This is a genomic window from Streptomyces sp. NPDC059909, assembly GCF_042730885.1.
Lineage (GTDB): Bacteria > Actinomycetota > Actinomycetes > Streptomycetales > Streptomycetaceae > Streptomyces.
On record NZ_JBHWKX010000017.1, the window covers coordinates 28,318 to 43,840 of the forward strand.

General features: G+C 68.7%; 16 protein-coding genes. 9 read left to right on the forward strand and 7 right to left on the reverse strand.

Going from position 1 to position 15,523, the window contains the following annotated elements; genetic code table 11:
* Positions 1–495 precede the first annotated feature (495 nt).
* The 4 genes from ACFV9O_RS14405 to ACFV9O_RS14420 all read left to right on the forward strand — a co-directional run bounded on the left by ACFV9O_RS14405 (position 496) and on the right by ACFV9O_RS14420 (position 3,637).
* Entirely contained in the window at positions 496–1,215 is a 720-nt protein-coding gene (locus ACFV9O_RS14405; RefSeq protein ID WP_385417165.1) for an alpha/beta fold hydrolase, read from the forward strand.
* Positions 1,216–1,760: 545 nt separating this feature from the next.
* Positions 1,761–2,159 carry a hypothetical protein gene (locus tag ACFV9O_RS14410; protein ID WP_385416971.1) on the forward strand — a complete coding sequence of 133 codons (399 nt, stop codon included), beginning with the start codon at positions 1,761–1,763 and terminating at the stop codon, positions 2,157–2,159.
* 255 nt (positions 2,160–2,414) lie between these two features.
* On the forward strand, positions 2,415–2,837 hold the full coding sequence (locus tag ACFV9O_RS14415) for an SsgA family sporulation/cell division regulator (protein ID WP_385416973.1): 423 nt from the start codon (positions 2,415–2,417) through the stop codon (positions 2,835–2,837).
* A 92-nt stretch (positions 2,838–2,929) separates the two neighbouring features.
* Positions 2,930–3,637, forward strand: coding sequence for a hypothetical protein (locus ACFV9O_RS14420; protein WP_385416975.1), 708 nt, complete (start codon positions 2,930–2,932; stop codon positions 3,635–3,637).
* Positions 3,638–3,965: 328 nt separating this feature from the next.
* Here the strand turns inward: ACFV9O_RS14420 and ACFV9O_RS14425 are convergent, their stop codons facing one another.
* On the reverse strand, positions 3,966–4,400 hold the full coding sequence (locus ACFV9O_RS14425) for a pirin-like C-terminal cupin domain-containing protein (protein ID WP_385416977.1): 435 nt from the start codon (positions 4,398–4,400) through the stop codon (positions 3,966–3,968).
* Positions 4,401–4,413: 13 nt separating this feature from the next.
* Complete coding sequence (locus ACFV9O_RS14430; protein ID WP_385416980.1) at positions 4,414–5,991, reverse strand: acyclic terpene utilization AtuA family protein; 1,578 nt, start codon at positions 5,989–5,991, stop codon at positions 4,414–4,416.
* Positions 5,992–6,009: 18 nt separating this feature from the next.
* On the opposite strand from ACFV9O_RS14430, the gene ACFV9O_RS14435 reads away from it, so the two are divergent.
* Positions 6,010–6,180, forward strand: coding sequence for a hypothetical protein (locus ACFV9O_RS14435; protein WP_385416983.1), 171 nt, complete (start codon positions 6,010–6,012; stop codon positions 6,178–6,180).
* Between the two features lie 96 nt (positions 6,181–6,276).
* Here the strand turns inward: ACFV9O_RS14435 and ACFV9O_RS14440 are convergent, their stop codons facing one another.
* Both ACFV9O_RS14440 and ACFV9O_RS14445 read right to left on the reverse strand, forming a co-directional pair.
* Complete coding sequence (locus ACFV9O_RS14440) at positions 6,277–7,323, reverse strand: zinc-binding dehydrogenase (RefSeq protein ID WP_385416985.1); 1,047 nt, start codon at positions 7,321–7,323, stop codon at positions 6,277–6,279.
* A gap of 134 nt (positions 7,324–7,457) precedes the next feature.
* Positions 7,458–10,679 carry a cytochrome P450 gene (locus ACFV9O_RS14445; protein ID WP_385416988.1) on the reverse strand — a complete coding sequence of 1,074 codons (3,222 nt, stop codon included), beginning with the start codon at positions 10,677–10,679 and terminating at the stop codon, positions 7,458–7,460.
* A 246-nt stretch (positions 10,680–10,925) separates the two neighbouring features.
* Between ACFV9O_RS14445 and ACFV9O_RS14450 the strand changes: the two genes are divergently transcribed.
* Positions 10,926–11,564 (forward strand): TetR/AcrR family transcriptional regulator, encoded by a 639-nt coding sequence (locus ACFV9O_RS14450; RefSeq protein WP_385416990.1) that lies wholly within the window; start codon positions 10,926–10,928, stop codon positions 11,562–11,564.
* A 662-nt stretch (positions 11,565–12,226) separates the two neighbouring features.
* Here ACFV9O_RS14450 and ACFV9O_RS14455 read toward each other — a convergent pair.
* The 3 genes from ACFV9O_RS14455 to ACFV9O_RS14465 form a co-directional block, all read right to left on the reverse strand.
* Positions 12,227–12,556 (reverse strand): NIPSNAP family protein, encoded by a 330-nt coding sequence (locus ACFV9O_RS14455; protein WP_358671637.1) that lies wholly within the window; start codon positions 12,554–12,556, stop codon positions 12,227–12,229.
* 70 nt (positions 12,557–12,626) lie between these two features.
* Positions 12,627–13,046, reverse strand: a complete 420-nt coding sequence (locus ACFV9O_RS14460; RefSeq protein ID WP_385416993.1) for an SsgA family sporulation/cell division regulator — start codon at positions 13,044–13,046, stop codon at positions 12,627–12,629.
* Positions 13,047–13,183: 137 nt separating this feature from the next.
* A complete protein-coding gene (locus ACFV9O_RS14465) occupies positions 13,184–13,441 on the reverse strand; it encodes a hypothetical protein (protein ID WP_385416996.1) in 258 nt (85 codons plus the stop codon).
* 241 nt (positions 13,442–13,682) lie between these two features.
* Here ACFV9O_RS14465 and ACFV9O_RS14470 point away from each other — a divergent pair, with 241 nt between their 5' ends.
* From ACFV9O_RS14470 to ACFV9O_RS14480, 3 genes are all read left to right on the forward strand, one after another.
* Entirely contained in the window at positions 13,683–13,832 is a 150-nt protein-coding gene (locus tag ACFV9O_RS14470; RefSeq protein WP_385416999.1) for a hypothetical protein, read from the forward strand.
* 121 nt (positions 13,833–13,953) lie between these two features.
* The gene (locus ACFV9O_RS14475; RefSeq protein ID WP_385417001.1) at positions 13,954–14,163 is read left to right on the forward strand and encodes a ferredoxin; all 210 of its coding nucleotides are present in this window, start codon (positions 13,954–13,956) and stop codon (positions 14,161–14,163) included.
* Entirely contained in the window at positions 14,153–15,520 is a 1,368-nt protein-coding gene (locus ACFV9O_RS14480; protein ID WP_385417004.1) for an NAD(P)/FAD-dependent oxidoreductase, read from the forward strand. The genes ACFV9O_RS14475 and ACFV9O_RS14480 overlap by 11 nt, the downstream gene beginning before the upstream one ends.
* Positions 15,521–15,523 lie beyond the last annotated feature (3 nt).

Consider the following 15,523-nt stretch of genomic DNA (forward strand, 5'->3'; position numbering starts at 1 on the left):
ACACCGACGGCCGAGTGATCGCCCGCCGTGGTCGCGGGGCCGTTGCTCAGTTTGACGCGCACAGCCACCCTCGGCGGGCATCGCATTCCCACGATCAGGCGGTGACCCGGCCGGCAGCGGAAGGGCCGGCGCCGCCGCCGGCAGGTGCCCAGTCACTGGTGCTCTCGGTGCCCAAGCGGCCCTACCGGGGCTCGCCGGGCACCACCGATTCATGGCACACCACCGAAGGGTGCGTCTGCCCTTCTCGTCCCCACCACACCCACCGGCCGCAGGCTGTGATGGACAGCCGGGTTGCCGGTGGTTGTCCCTTGTTCAGCGGTCTGACGATGCCTTCGGAGCGGCGGCACCCCCTGGGCAGTGCGTTCACCATGCGTACACGGCATGGGGATGGGACATACCGGCTCCAATGCCCCGATTGCACCCTTCTGGACCAAAGGGCGTAATAATGATAAAAATCTCATGTATGAGGCTTTTGTCCTACGGAGGAGCTCGTCCATGCCTGCAGTTCTGATCCACGGCGTCCCCGACACCCACCGTGTGTGGGACGGCGTGTGCCAGCACTTGAGCCGAAGCGACGTCGCGGCCTGGGACCTGCCCGGCTTCGCCGCACCGCGGCCGCAAGGCTTCGGCTCCACCAAAGAGGAGTACGTCGATTGGCTCATCGATCGGCTGGAGCAAGTCGGCGAGCCGGTGGACCTGGTCGGCCACGACTGGGGCTGCATTCTCACCGCGCGCGTCGCTTCGATACGGCCGGACCTGGTTCGTACGTGGGCCGGCAGCAGCGCTCCGGTCAGTGCTCAGTACGACTGGCATCCGCTGGCCAAGATCTGGCAGGACCCGGTCGAGGGGGACCGGTTCATGAACGAGCTTGACCCGGCGTCCTTCGCCAAGGACCTGAGCAAACTCGATGTTCCGGCTGACGTGGCCGAGGAAATGGTGCGTCGCATGGACGGGTCGATGAGGGACAGCATCCTCAAGCTGTACCGCTCCGCCGTGACGGTGGGCGCGGAGTGGGAACCGGAACTGGCGAACGTGTCCGCGCCGTCCCTGGTCCTCTGGGGGACGCTCGACCCGGCCTGTCCGATCGCGTTCGCCGATGAACTCGGCCAAGCCGTGCGAGCGTCCCGGGTCGTCAAACTCGACTGCAGCCACTGGACGTTGATCCAGAAGCCGGCCGAGGTCGCCGCAGCCCTTGAGGCGCACTGGAATGCCTGAGGAGCTGTTGTCTTTCCGTCCGCGGGAGTGGCGGCCTGTCGTGTCGCCCTTGGGAGGGGTCGCATCCAGGCCCCCATTCACTGCCGGGCGCGGTCCGGGTGAAACGGACGGCCAGGAGGAGCTGGTGGCTGTCCCACTGTCCCACTGACTCCCCCATGTCCGGAGTTTCTTGTCCTGCCCCCTGACGCCAGGCGGGGCGGGAGCGCCTCGTTGACGTGCCGGGCACGGTCCCAGTCGGGTGATCCAGTTCGCCACGCGGGGCGTCGGCTTCCGGTGCGACGCCCCGGTTCCTGCGACGCGCCGCCGCCATCACGAGCGAGAGATGAGCCTCTCCCTTGGCTGGTGGCGCCACCATCGATTTTCCATACAACGTATGGTAATACTGAAAGGGAGGTTTCGTACATTGTATGGAATCTGAGGGCGTTGTCGCATCGCTCACGAAGGAGAGCGACCCGCGCCGCTGCATCGAACAATCCCAGTGAATTGCACTAGTGAACTCGGCGTCCGTCGCACTGACGGATGGTTTTGAATCGAAGGAGAAATCTGTGAGTTACCTCGCGAAGCGCGTGTCTGTCGCCATCGCCTCCCTGGCGGTGGCCGGCGGAGCCGTTCTTGGTGCCGGGGGTACTGCGTCGGCTGCGACGTCGACGTCAGGGCACGTCCAGCGCCCCGCCGCCGGAGCCGAGGCCAACGACCACCGCTGGGGCGGCGATGACGACCGCTGGGGCCGTGACGACGGACGTTCGGACGACGGCCGTTGGGTCCGTTACGACGACGACCGCTGGGACTGTGACGACGACGACCGGGACCGTGACCACGACCGCCGGGACGGTCACAACGACGACGACCGGGACCGCGACCACGACGACCGGGACCGCGACCACGACCGCCGGGACCGCGACAAGGCGAGCCGCCACCACGACCGGTGGAGCTCCGGTCGCTGATACGAAGGTCACCGTGATCCGGCAACCGACGTTGGTCGCATCCCTGTGATGCTCCCGGCCGTCAGTGGTGGCTTCGCCTGCTGCTGACGGCCGGGTGCGACGGCAGGAGATGTAGCTCCTGCGAGCGTTCTCCTGCCGTACGACACCAGTCCCCGTAGTACCTCCCCGTAGTACCCACTTCTCCGTTCAGGCCTCCTTGACAGGCCCTTCCGATGGCCCTCCCTTTATGACTCGAGGCAGCAGGAGCAAAGACCAATGAAGTCGTTGAGAACCGTGATTCAGGGGCTGCATGTGCAACTTGTCGTTGCGCCTGAGATGTCCTTGCCTGTGAGCATGAGGCTGCGGTACGAGCCCTGTGATCCCTATGTCGTCCGTGCCGCATTCACCGCTGTCGACAGCGACGAGACGGTGGAATGGATCATTGGACGAGATCTTCTGATCGACGGGCTGGAAGGCCCCGCCGGCGAGGGGGACATACGCATATGGCCCGCCGACGGGCCTGACCGCTGCGACTCGTACATCCTTCTCGACCCGCCGGCTGGTACGGCCTTGCTCAAAGTCCGGACGCACGAAATCAAGACGTTCCTGGAGGGAACGGAGGCCGTGGTGCCCAGGGGCGCCGAGCTCGGGCACATCGACTTGGACGCTTCGCTGGCGCACTTCCTCGCTGAAGGATGAAGGTGGCTCAGCTGCCACTCGTCGAGAGGCCGGGTCGCTCAAGGGCCCCTCGCCACCGAGTCCTGTTAGCGTGCCCACCCTGAGGTGAATTCATGCTTTTGCTGATGTCCGCTGCTGATCAGAATGCGTCCTCATCGATTTCTGGTGCGGGCTTGCTGTCGATCTGCGCATTGCTCTTCACCATCGCCTCGTTCTGGTGGCTCAACGCCAGACAGGGGCGCCTGGAGTCGTGGGAGCCTCATTTCTTTGCGGCGATTGTCCACGGCTCCATGGTTCGCCTGCGGCTTCCGCTCATCCTTCACAACACCGGTGCCAAGCCGATAGTCGTGCAGGATCTCAGGCTGAGCTTCCCCGATGAGCCCGCCTCTCATCTGCCACTCCTGTGGACGTCTTCACCATCCCGTCTCCAACCCGGGCCGGACGAGGAACCCAAGCTGCCGGCCGGATTCATCGTGGCCGGCAGAGAAGCGCAGCAACTCTTCATCGAGTTCGAGGCACCGTTTTCCGGGTTTGTTCCGGAGGCCCGTGACTACAACGTCCGAATCCAAGTGAGGGTTGGCCACCGCAAGGGGTGGCGCTCGCTTCTGACGTTCACCTTGAGGACCACCAACATCATTTATCCCGACCGGTACACCGTCTACAACAACGCACCTCTCGAACTGACCAGGGAAGACCAGAAAAAGGCAGACGCTGCGCTCCTGGAGCTGTTGGAGGGGCAGGAGAAGGGCGCTTCCGCCAAGGGCGCGACCAAGCGGCGAGACTCTTGGAACGACGAGGGCAACGCCGATACGGACCTGTAGGCCGTGAGAATGGTGCTGAGCTCGGCCAAAGCGCACCGTGTCGGCACCCGCCCGCTGACGCCGGAGCCGCCGATCCTGCTGGGTCGCCCTCAACAGGAGGGCGCCGTCGGGTCACGTCTGCCCGCTGTCGTGCTTCGGCTCACGGGTGCCGACCAGTCCCGGAATGAGCACGGCGGCCACGGCAAGGTGCATCAGAGCCGGCGATGCGCGGGTTCCGAGGTTCTCCTCTCCTGGGCTGGAGCCGGAGGTGAAGGCTCCGGAGTATGCGTGCCGCGCCGGGCCCGCGGGCGCACGTTCTGGGAAGACGGGGGTGTCGGGTGCCCCGATGTCAGCGGAACTGCAGGCGGGCCTGGTTCGGGATGTCGCCGAACCCGCCGCTGTGGAAGTCGCGGAAGGCCTGCTCGATCTCGCTCGCGCTGTTCATGACGAACGGGCCCCCCATCGTGACCGGCTGACCGATCGGCTCACCGCTGTAGACCATGACCACGCTGTGCTCGTCGCCGTCGGCGGTCTCAAGCGCGATGGTCGAGAGCGAAGCCTGGGGAAGGGGGTCGGACCAGGCGATCTCCCCTGCGCGCACGGGACGCCCGGCGACCGAACTCTCCCTGGGGGAGGCGACGGTGTTCGCCCTCGACCGGGTCAGCGGCGAGGCCCCGCCGCGCGGGTGTCCGCACGCCGAGGCCGAGCAAGCGTCGGCACGGCACGCCTGGTCGAGGACCAGGCGTGCCGTGCCCGTCCAACTGTGAGGCCCGTCGTGGGTCATGGCGTCGTCAGGATCACACCAGAGATCGCGGCACCTTGATGCTCCGTGAGCGCAGCCATTCACCGAGTGCTTTGGCCTGCGAGTCCAGCCGCAGTGTCGAAGTGGCGCCGGTCCCGAGCAGTCCTCGGACGAGGAAGTTGACCGCGCCCAGGTTGGGGAGTTCGTGGCGCGAGATCTCCAGTGCGCGTGTTTCGGGAAGAAGGCGTCGCAGTTCGTCGATGGTCAGGGTGGACCTGAGCCAGTCCCATGCCGCACGGTCGCGTACCCAGACGCCCAGATTCGCGTCGCCGCCCTTGTCGCCGGAGCGGGCGTGCACGATCTCACCGAGTGGGGCGACGACGAGTTCGTCTGCCCGCGGCGCAGGCACCGATGGCGCGAGCGCCGGCCCGGCCTGCGGCAATACCTCGCCACGGGCTCCGTCCGGGTTGCCGGGGGCGATGATCTCGGTCGTGCCGTCGTAGTGGTGGACCGTGTGCTGGAGCAGCCGCTGGTCGAGCAGTGCCGGCCAGTAGACACCGAATGCGGAGCCCGGTTGCGGAGGGCCGAGGGAGTACAGCCCGGGGTAGCTGGACAGGGCCAGCTCGACCACGCCCGACGAGAAGGCGCGCCCGGCGGCCTGCTGCGTCCCCTGCACGGTGATCCTGAGCAACTCGGTTGCCGCGTTCTGGGTTTCGGGATCGGGCTGGGCCCGCCCGATGCGCTCGACGGCGACCGCGTCGAGCCCGCGGGCGGCCTCGGCGTAGCGGTGGACGAATCGCTCCACGAGGGCGGCCTTCGCGTCGAGGTCCGTGCCGGTGAGCGCGAGGATCGCGCTGTTCGTCCAGCCTCCCACCCCTGTGATCGCGACCTTGGTCGTCCTGGACGGCGCCGTGCCTCGCACGCCGCTGATCCGGACGCGGTCCTCGCCGAGGTCTGTCAGCGTCGCGGTGTCCAGGTGGGCGGTCACGTCGGGGTTGAGATAGGCGGGCTCACCGATCTCGTAGAGCAGTTGGGCGGTGACCGTGTCCTGGGTGACCACGCCGCCGGTGCCCGGGTTCTTGGTGATCACCGAGGAGCCGTCGGCGGCGATCTCGGCGATCGGGAACCCCGGCTCCACGAGGTCGGGGACGGAACGGAACCCGGAGAAGTTGCCGCCGGTCGCCTGAGGCCCGCACTCGATGACGTGTCCGGCGGCGACCGCGCCGGCGAGGGCGTCGTGGTCGTCAGGCGTCCAGCCCCACCACCAGGCGGCGGGACCGACGACCAGGGATGCGTCGGTGACGCGGCCCGTGACGACGATGTCGGCGCCGCCCTGGAGGGCGCGCGCGATGCCGAAGCCGCCGAGGTAGGCGTTGGCCGTCAGCGGCTGGTGCGGCCAGTCCGACAGCGGCTGACCACTCGTCAGGTGCGGTAGGCAGTGGCCCGCTTGCCGCAGATCGTCGAGGCCGGCGAAGACGTCGTCGCCTTCGATGTGGGAGACCCGCAGGTCGTGACCGTGGCGTGCGATCAGTTCGCGGGTCGCGGCGGCCAGCCCGGCGGGGTTGAGTCCTCCGGCCGGCATGGGCATCGCGGACGCCGAACTGCTGGCCGGGCGCTCGCCGAACACGACCACCTGCCCGCCTCCCTCGGCGTGGGGGAGCAACGGCTGCGCCCGTTCGTCACCCGCCACCAGAGGGAGGCCCTGCGCATGCGGCACTTCTTCATGCCCGCCCACCGGTCCGGGTACGCCGCCCGCCGCACCCTCATCCGCGCGGCCAACACCCCTGTCGGCTCCGCGCGCACCAAGACCCTTGCGAACTGACCGTCCACACAAGACCGTGGGCGCCGGTGCTCCCTCACACACCGGCGCCCACTCACCCCTGCCCGAGGTGGTCTTGATGAACTTTCTGTTCAGTTATCAGGGGACGAGGATAAGGCGGATCGGGTCGCCGATCTTGTTCTCCAGCCGGTTGACCGCGTCGGCGGCCTCGGCGAGCGGGATGTGGTCGGTGATGGAGGGGGCCAGGTCGAGACGGCCGACCTCGGCCAGCCGGACCAGCTCGGTGACGGACTCGGGGGTGCCGCCGTAGTGGCCGCGCACCTGCTTGCCCAGGTAGTTGAAGGTCAGGCCCTCGCTGATGGTGAGGGGCCTGGGGCTGATGCCGACCAGGATGAGGGAGCCGCCCAGGCCAAGCACGGCGGCGGCCTGCTCACGGACCGCCGGCACGCCGGCGCAGTCGAATGCGAAGTCCAGGCCTCGTCCGCCGGTGGCCGCGCGGACCTGGTCGGCGAAGTCGTCGGCGGCCGGGTCCAGGGCGAAGTCCGCGCCGAAGGCCAGGGCACGCTCCCGGGCGCCGGGCAGCGGGTCGACGGCGATGATCGGCGCGGCGCCGGCCAGGCGGGCGATGCGGACGTTGTGCGCGCCGACGCCGCCCACGCCCCAGACGCCGACGGACTGGGCGGGACGTACCCCCGCGGTGGCGACGACGGCGGCGTAGGGGGTGGAGACCGCGTCGGGGATGATCGCGGCCTGGTCGAAGGGGAGGTTGTCGGGGATGGGGATGAGGGTGTCCTCGCGGGCGAGGGTGTACTGGGCCCAGCCGCCGTCGTAGTCGATGCCGGCGGTGCGCATCTGGGTGCAGGGGCGGCTGCGCACGCAGCCGGCGCACTGGCCGCAGGTCTTGCCGGCCTCCAGGGTGACGCGGGTGCCGACGGTCAGGCCGCGCTTGAGGTCGGGGCCGAGGGTGTGGATGACACCGGAGACCTCGTGGCCGACGGTGACCGTGTCGGAGGTGGCGAACAGCGGGACGAGGGAGCCGTCGAGCAGGTGGACGTCCGAGAGGCAGACGCCTGCGGCCTTGACCTCGATGAGGACCTCGCCCGGGCCGGGCACGGGGACGGGAACCTCCTCCACGGCGAACTTCTTGCTGTCCAGGTGGAAGCGTCCGGCGAGCATGGTGTCCATGGTGCTCTGCTTTCTGTGAGCGGCATTTTCCGGCGGTTCGGGCCGGTGGGTGCCGTGCGGTGCCTTGTGGGTGAGTGGTGGCCAGGAGGGTGCGGGGTGTCAGGACCGCCGCACCCTCCCGGCGTTTTTGGGGGTCAGGCGAAGACGTCCTGCTGGTAGCGCTCGTCGGCTTCCAGCTGGGCGAGCCACTGCTGGGCGGCCTCGTCGTCGCTGCCGGTCCGCTCGCGGTAGATCGCCGCGAGGGCCTCGCGCACGGCGGGCGCCATGCGGCGGCCGTCACCGCAGACGTAGATGTACGCGCCGTCTTCGATGGCCTGCCACACGGTGTCGGCGGCGTTGGCGATGGCGTTCTGCACGAACCGGGCCGGGTGGCCGGTCACCGCGGAGTAGGCGGTGTGCACCTGGGCGATCCCGGCCTGCTCCCAGTCCTGCATCTCCTGCCGGTAGAAGTAGTCGTGCTCCGGGTGGCGGCAGCCCACGAAGACCTGGGACAGGCCCACCTCGATGCCGTTCTCCTGCTGCGAGGCGCGCTCCTCCAGGAATCCGCGCAGCGGCGCGATGCCGGTGCCCGGGCCGATGAGGACCAGCGGCGTGGCCGGGTCGACCGGCGGCGCGAAGGTCGGGGAGGGCACCCGCACGTAGCCGTAGAAGACGTCTCCGGGCTCGAGGCCTGCGATGTAGGACGAGCAGGTGCCGCGGTACTGGCCGTCGCCGGACAGGGCCGGGCCTTCCAGCAGGCCCACGGTCAGGCGCACGTGGCGCGGGTTGGCCAGCGGGGCGGAGGAGATGGAGTAGAACCGCGGGCGGATCGGGCCCATCATGTCCAGGAAGTCCGCCAGCGGCAGCTCGACCGCCGGGAAGCGCTCCAGCAGGCCCAGCACGGAGACCCGCTTGCCCAGGATCTCGCTCTGGTAGTGCTCCTCGGATTCGGCGGTGTCGGCCGTATAGGCCTGCAGCTGCGGCCGGGTCCACGGGCACTGGGTGTGCTCGGCCAGCGTCTGTATCTGGGAGCGGGTGGCCACGTCCTGCAGCTCCAGGAACTCGGTGAGCAGCAGGCCTGCGGTGACGGGGGTGCCGACCGGGAGGTGGGTGCGGCCGCCGGCGGGCTGGTCCAGGCGCAGGACCTGGTCGCGGTCGACGCCGAGCCGCGCGAGGGCGCGGTTGACCAGCGCGGGCTCGTTCTTGGCGAAGACGGCCAGGTGGTTGCCGGTGTCGTAGGTGACACCGTCGGGGAGTTCGATGGTGATGGACTTCGCGGACGGGCGCGGCGGCTCGATGCTGAAGTCCCACAGGCCGGTGGCGTCGGCCACGAGTTCCTCGTTGGCCACCACCGTGAGGGGGTAGGCCTGCTCGGAGACGATCGCGGGGCGCACGTCGGCCTCGGTGAGCAGCTGGACCTGGTAGCGCGGGCCGCTGGCCTGGGAGGTGTCGGCGGCGTACTCCTCGGCCAGGGTTGTCCACAGGGTGTCCATCCAGCGAGTGGCCATGCCGTCGAAGTCTCCGGCGGCATCCGCGATGCCGCGTTCGATGACGGGGGTGGCACCGGCGGCCAGCAGGCCTTCCTCGATCCGCTTGGGGAAGGCCTGGTAGGTGGCCACCCACTGGGTGTTGCCGGCACCCAGCAGCGCGAACCGCACGTTGGACAGCGAGCCCTCCGGGAGTCCGGCGGCGAGCAGGTCGTCGAACCGCTGGGCGTTGTCGGGGGCCTTGCCGTTGTAGCTGGAGGCGACGACGACGAGCAGGCCCTCGGTGGGCAGGTTGTCGCCCAGCTCGTCCAGGCCGACCAGGGTGGTGCCGAACCCGGAGCGCTCGCTGCGGTCGGCGATGGTGCGCGCCAGGTCCTCGCTGGAGCCGAGGCTGGAGCCATAGGCGACAGTCAGGTTCACCCCGACACCGCTGACCGCGGCCTGCGCCTGCGTGTCGTCCGTCTGCAGGTCCACTGCGCCGAACACGGTCCGCTCGTGCTCCCGACGAGACCGCACTTTCAGTTCGAAGCCGCCGGGCTTGCGCGTCAGCGCCTCCTTGACGTCCATCTTGTAGTCGTCGGTGTCGGCGAACTTGAACTTCTGCAGCACCAGTGCGAGGGCCAGACGGGCCTCGGTCAGCGCGAACTGCCGGCCGATGCAGGCACGCACGCCGTTACCGAACGGCTTGTAGGCGTGCGGGTGGTGGTTGACCCGGTTCTCCGGCAGCCACCGGTCGATGTCGAACTCCTCCGGCCGGTCCCACGCCTTGGGGTGGGTGTGCAGCGGGCCCTCGAGGAGGTTGACCCGCGCTCCCTTCTTCAGCTCGTAGCAGCCGCCGATGACGGTGTCCTCGATCGGCGACTTGCCGATCATCGGGATGGGAGCCCACAGGCGCAGGGTCTCCTCCAGGATCCGCGGGATCACGTCCAGCTTCATGATCGTGTCGTAGTCCGGGACCGTGTCGCCCGGCAGCAGCCGGTCCACCTCGGCGTAGGCCTGGGCCAGCACCTGCGGGTTACGCATCAGCGAGTAAGTGGCGAACGACAGCAGACCACTGGTGGTCTCGTGACCGGCGATCAGGAACGTCACCACCTGGTCACGGACGTTGTCGTCGTCCAGCCCCTTGCCGGTCTCCGGGTCGGTGGCCTCCAGCATCAGACCCAGCAGGTCATCCTCATCGGTGCCCTTCCCCTCACGGCGCTCCCTGATCACACTCTCGACCAGGTCCCGCATCAGCTGGATGTTCTCGCGGTACTTCTTGTCATCGGCCTTGCGCATCTTGGTCATCATCGGCAGCTCCTGCGAGCGCCGCAGCGACTCAACCAGCGCCTCCAGCAGCGCGTTGAGGAAGGGGTGCAGATCCTCCTCGGCGAAGGAGTCGAACCGGTAACCGAACCCCGACAGGGCGATGGTGTCCAGGGTCAGCCGGGTGTAGTCGTCGGTGATGTTGACCGGCCGGCCCTCCCTGCGCTCCCACTTGCCCACCAGATTCTGGGCGATCTCCAGCATCTGCCCGAAGTAGCCCTTCATCGCCCGCTGGCTGAAGGCCGGGAGGAGGACTCGGTGCGCCATGCCCCATTCCTCCTCGTGCTGGTGGGCCGTGAACAGGCCGGCTCCCGCGTAGTCCCGGACATGGGCCAGCGGCGTCTTGTCGATCTGCTTGAAGAACCGCGTCTCGTCGCAGACCTCGGCCACCAGGTCCGGGTCCCAGACGAAGACCTGCTCGATACCGGCGATCTCCATGCCGTAGAGCCCCTCGGGGAACTGCTTGGCCAGTTCGCCGAAGTACTCCACCGGGTTGGTGCTGGGGATCTGGGGCGTGTGGCCGAGGAAGGGGACCCCGCGCGGAGACCGGATGGGGCGCAGGTCGCTCTTGGACTGTGTGGTCATGGCTTGCTCCTCTGTGCAGAGAGGGGATGGGCAAGGGCGCCGGCGATACCGGGGTGCACCACGGAAACATACGCCGTACGGAATTGGTACCATACGACGTATGGAAAGTCGACCGCAACCCGGAGCCATGCGGGCGACCGTCATGCCGCCGTGTGGTCGAGGTCATTTCCATACGCTGTATGAAACTGATACCGTCCGCGTATGGAAAAGGCGAAGCGTCCCCCGCGGGGAACAAGAAAGAGGGACGTGCCTCTGACCGAGGCCGGGATCTATGCCGCCGCCCTGCGGCTCATCGACGCGGACGGGGTCGAGGCGCTCACCATGCGCAAACTCGCGACCGTGCTCGATGCGAACCCGATGTCGCTGTACCACCACGTGCCGAACAAGGACGCCGTGCTGCGCGGCGTGGCGAGAATGGTCGGCACCCAGTTCCGCACCGTGACGCTGGAGGACGCTCCCTGGCAGGAGCGCATGCGCCTGCTCGCCACGGATTTCCGGACGCTGGCGCACCGCCACCCCAAGCTCATGGCCTACTCGTTCAGCCACCAGGCGGACTTCATCCAGCCCGAAGACCCGTTCTGGGTTGCGCTCACCGCGATCCTGGAAGCCGCAGGGGTGCCGCACTCGGAGCTCCCGCAGATCACCGCTCTCGTGGGCGTCGTCATCACCGGTGTCCTCAACGCCGAACTCAGCGGCGCGATCCACCGGTGGTCGAGCCTCAAACCCCCCACTGTCGGCGAAGACGGGCTCACCGTTCCAGGCCGTGACGAGAACCGCGTCTTCCGCCTGACGCTGGACACAATCATCCTGGGCCTGGAGAGCCGACTCGCCGCCGATGGTGACGGCCTCGCCGCCGACGGTGACGGCCAGGGCATCGGCCATTGATTTTGCAGTCCTGAAGCGTTGCGGCCTGAGGCCGGCCCATGGTCGGGCGGGCGCAGGCTGCCGCGCCTGAGGAGACGCCCATCACATCCCGAAAAGGCCTTCTTCACGCGGCGGCTGCGGATGCGCGGTGTGCTGCGGCCGGGCCGGGCGACCGATCTGTGGCCGACCTGGTGGTGTACACCGTCGGCGGATCCACGTGCGCGCTCTACGGGCACCGTCTGCCCTACGCCACGTCGCGCTCACCCCTGCCGCTGGTTCGCTCGCCTGGATGGTGTGCGTCTTCCGCGGTCTCGTACGGTCCCAGGAACCGCAGCGTCCGGCAGTGGCCAGGGCCCTGGACGCTGCCGGACGGCTCGGTCTCACTCCGGACGACGACCCTGCGCATGACTGACTCGGCCGGCCGAGCTGCGGACGCGGCAGCAGCCTGGCGCACGGGCCGCCGGTACGCGTTCACCCCCCGGTCGGCTGGGCCTCCATGTCACCGGGCGTCGGCCGCCCGTACCGACGGGCACTCAACCGGGTCTTCGGCAACTGCAACCGTCCCCCCGACCTCGCCGATCTCGTCCATGCCGGTTGCCGTCCGGCGAGCGCCGTGGCGCAGTTGCGCGGCGTTCCGGCACGAACGAGAAGGTCGCCGCAGACTTCGAGTGGCTCGGTACCTGTCACCGCAAGGGTGAGTCGGCGGTGGGCGTCAGCACGGACTCGGCGACGCCGACGATCTGGCTCATGTCGAAGCCCTCCATGTCCGCGCGGAATTCTGGGCTGGACAGGTACGCCTCCAGCCGCTCCTGAACGTCGTCGGCGTCCCGATAGGAAACGAGGGCGTACAGCTGGCGCTCCTCACTCCCGGGGGCCGCAGGCACCGTCCAGACGCCGTGCGTGGTGATCCTGTGCTTGGCCATACCGGGAATGTGCTTGGACCAGATGTTCTCGTAGGCGACGAGCGCCTCAGGGCTGCGCAGTGTGTAGACACGAAGCTGGTACTGGGACATGAACACTCTTTCCTTCTCTTCTGCCGCCGGGGCAGAGATCCCCAGCGGCACGGCGGCTGGGAGGCTTCTCTCAGCCTTTTGCAAACAGGTTCGCCAGTTCGAGGTCCCAGTCGATGAGTCCGGACTCGGTACCCCGTGGCACAAGCGCCTCCGTGCTCTCCAGGAAGGCCTTGACGTCCTGCACGGGAACCTCGAGCAAAGCGGTGCCCGCGGGAGACCCGAGGACGATGTACATCGCTTGGTCACCACGGCCGACGGCCGGCCAGACCCGGATGTCCCCACAGCCTGCGGAACCCCTCAGGCCATCGGCCAGAAGATCACGCCCCAGGACCCATTCGGTCGGCTCGTCGGTGTCGGTGAAAAAGGCGGCACGGACGACATAGGGATCAGTGGGCTCGTACCGCAGGCTCATGCACATGGGCAGCGAGTAGGTGCGCGAGATGACAAGCTGCACGGCCACCCCCTGCATCAGGGTCTTCAAAGACTCCATCGACTTTCAATCCAAGGTGTCTCTGCCTCGGCTGCGCCCCGCCGCCGGACCGCCGCTGGGCAGGCAGCGAAGAGGCAACGAAGGAAGAGGCGTTACAGCAGGGCCCGAGCGCCGGAGCGCCGACCGCCTGGGCGGCGTCAGCGACCGCTGATCTCGTACCGGCCGTCGTGGTCCAAGCCACGGATCTCGTCCCAGGAGTAGCCCTGCACGAAGAGCAGGTAGCCGACACCGTTGTCCCAGCGGTAGTCGCCGGCGTTGACGCCGGCGGCCGGGGGCTGGACGTGCGCGGATGCAGAAGTCGCGGCCGAAGCGGTGCCCCCGGCACCGAGAACGGCGACACCCGCGACCGCCACGAATGCAGCGGTGACGGCAACACGCCTCGTGAGCTTCTTCATGATCTTTCCTTCCCGATGGGTGCGACCTGCACCATCGACTGCATGCAGGCGATGTGCGGCGCCTGGCGTGGTCCGAGCCAACTCTTCCATACAACGTACGGAAGCGCGCCCTCCCAGGATTACCATACGACGTATGGAACTGTCGAGGCGGCGAAACCGGCCCGCACGGCCGGCAGCGGCATGAACAGGTCGACGTCCTCGCCGAGACCGCGTCGGACGCCCGGACGAAGTCCGTCTGGCCTTGGAGAAGATGCTCACCTGCACCGACCATTTCGGGCTCTGGACCAAGGAGATCAGTCACACCGGCAAGCAACCGGAAAGCTATTCCTGGAGGTTCACCCGCCAGTCCCTCATCGGCGCGGCCTTCGGACTCGACGACCCCCTGGGCTGAGCCGTCGCCCTGGGGGGACGAGCTGCCCGGGATTTCCGTCTCCGGAGCCGTGGCGTGCGGACGCCCAGGTCCGGCCCCATGCTGAAAACGAGGGGGTGAGACAACAGAGGGAGTGGTGGGGATGCAGACCGTTGTGGATCTCACGCGCTGCCAGGGCTATGCGCAGTGCGTGTTCCTCGCGCCGGCGGTGTTCCAGCTGCACGGGGAGGAGGGGTTGCTGTACGCCACGGCCGTCCCCGACGACCAGGTCGAGCACGTGCGCCAGGCCGCGGCGGCGTGCCCGGTGCAGGCGATCCTCCTCGGTGAGGAGGTGAGCGCCGGTGCCCGGTGACCTCAAGGAGGGCCGCATCGTCATCGTCGGCGCGTCGCTGGCGGGGCTCAGGGCCGCCGAGGCGCTGCGCGAGGAGGGCTTCACCGGCTCACTGACCGTGGTCGGGGACGAGCCCCACCCGCCCTACGACCGGCCGCCGCTGTCCAAGCAGGTGCTGCTCGGCCAGGCGACGGCGGACACCACCGGGCTGCCGATGCGCCAGGACCCGAACGCCGACTGGCGGCTGGGCGTACGTGCCACCGGCGTGGACCTGCTCGGGAAACAGGTGCTGCTGGAGGACGGCGAGTCACTGCCGTACGACCGGGTGCTGATCGCCACCGGGACCCGCGCGCGGCCCTGGCCCAACCGGGAGGAAGGCGCCCTGGACGGAGTGTTCACCCTGCGTACCCGCGAGGACGCCGGGGGACTGGCCCAGCGGCTGGCCGCCGGGCCGGAGCGCGTGCTGGTGATCGGCGCCGGCTTCACCGGCTCGGAGATCGCCTCGGCCTGCCGGGAACGGGGCCTGGAGGTCACGGTCGCCGAACGCGGCCCCGCACCCCTGGTGGGCGCGCTCGGCGGCACCCTGTCGAAGCTCGCGGCCGTCATGCACCGCAACCACGGCGTGGACCTGCGCACCGGGGTGACGGTCACCGCCCTGCGCGGGAACGGCAGCTTCACCGGTGCGGAGCTGTCCGACGGCAGCCGCGTCGACGCCGACGTCTGCGTCGTGGCGCTGGGCGCGGTACGCAACGTCGAGTGGCTGGCGGAGTCCGGGCTGGCGGCGGGCCCGCGCGGGATTGCCTGCGACGCCGGATGCCGGGCCTTCAACATGTACGGGATCGTCACCGACGACGTCTTCGTGGCCGGTGACGTCTCCCGCTTCCCCCACCCGCTGTTCGGGTACCAGATGCTCTCCCTGGAGCACTGGGGAAACGCGGTCGAGCAGGCCGAGGTGGCGGCACACAACATGGTCAATCCGGGGCCCCTGCAGCGCCCCCACCTGGCCGTCCCGTCGTTCTGGTCGACCCAGTTCGGGCTCAACATCAAATCGGTGGGCGTGCCCACCTACTCCGACCACGTGGCCATCGCCCAGGGCTCCCTGGAGGCGCGCCGCCTGGCCATGGTCTACGGCTACCAGGGACGGGTCACCGCCGCCGTCACCGTCGACATGGCCAAGTCGCTCGACTACTACAAGCACCTGATCGAGACGGCTGCGCCGTTCCCGCCCCCACCCGGAGCGGCGGACCGTGCGATCGCGGCCGACATCCCGGTTCCCTCCGACGTACCGGATCCGAAGGGCCTGTCCCACGGCCCCACCGTGGCGCTCACCGGGTACCTGCCCGACCGCCGACTGACCGTGGTGCAGCCCACCGGCTGACCC